Origin of the sequence: Salmonella sp. 5800 (assembly GCF_046558195.1) — a bacterium.
In the GTDB taxonomy this organism is placed as follows: Bacteria; Pseudomonadota; Gammaproteobacteria; order Enterobacterales; family Enterobacteriaceae; genus Salmonella; species Salmonella enterica.
Genome location: NZ_JBGDOX010000025.1, coordinates 1 through 878 on the forward strand (window position 1 = coordinate 1; position 878 = coordinate 878).

At 55.0% G+C, this 878-nt stretch carries 1 rRNA gene; it reads left to right on the forward strand.

Annotation, left to right across the window (positions count from 1 at the left end):
• Positions 1–878 (forward strand): 23S ribosomal RNA (locus tag ACLJZ5_RS22000); the annotation flags it as partial.

The following is an 878-nucleotide window of genomic DNA, read 5'->3' on the forward strand; positions in this document are numbered from 1 at the left end:
GGGCGTTAAGTTGCAGGGTATAGACCCGAAACCCGGTGATCTAGCCATGGGCAGGTTGAAGGTTGGGTAACACTAACTGGAGGACCGAACCGACTAATGTTGAAAAATTAGCGGATGACCTGTGGCTGGGGGTGAAAGGCCAATCAAACCGGGAGATAGCTGGTTCTCCCCGAAAGCTATTTAGGTAGCGCCTCGTGAATTCATCTCCGGGGGTAGAGCACTGTTTCGGCTAGGGGGCCATCCCGGCTTACCAACCCGATGCAAACTGCGAATACCGGAGAATGTTATCACGGGAGACACACGGCGGGTGCTAACGTCCGTCGTGAAGAGGGAAACAACCCAGACCGCCAGCTAAGGTCCCAAAGTCATGGTTAAGTGGGAAACGATGTGGGAAGGCCCAGACAGCCAGGATGTTGGCTTAGAAGCAGCCATCATTTAAAGAAAGCGTAATAGCTCACTGGTCGAGTCGGCCTGCGCGGAAGATGTAACGGGGCTAAACCATGCACCGAAGCTGCGGCAGCGACGCTGATGCGTTGTTGGGTAGGGGAGCGTTCTGTAAGCCTGCGAAGGTGGCCTGTGAGGGTTGCTGGAGGTATCAGAAGTGCGAATGCTGACATAAGTAACGATAAAGCGGGTGAAAAGCCCGCTCGCCGGAAGACCAAGGGTTCCTGTCCAACGTTAATCGGGGCAGGGTGAGTCGACCCCTAAGGCGAGGCCGAAAGGCGTAGTCGATGGGAAACGGGTTAATATTCCCGTACTTGGTGTTACTGCGAAGGGGGGACGGAGAAGGCTATGTTGGCCGGGCGACGGTTGTCCCGGTTTAAGCGTGTAGGTGTGTGTTCCAGGTAAATCCGGTTCACTTTAACACTGAGGCGTGA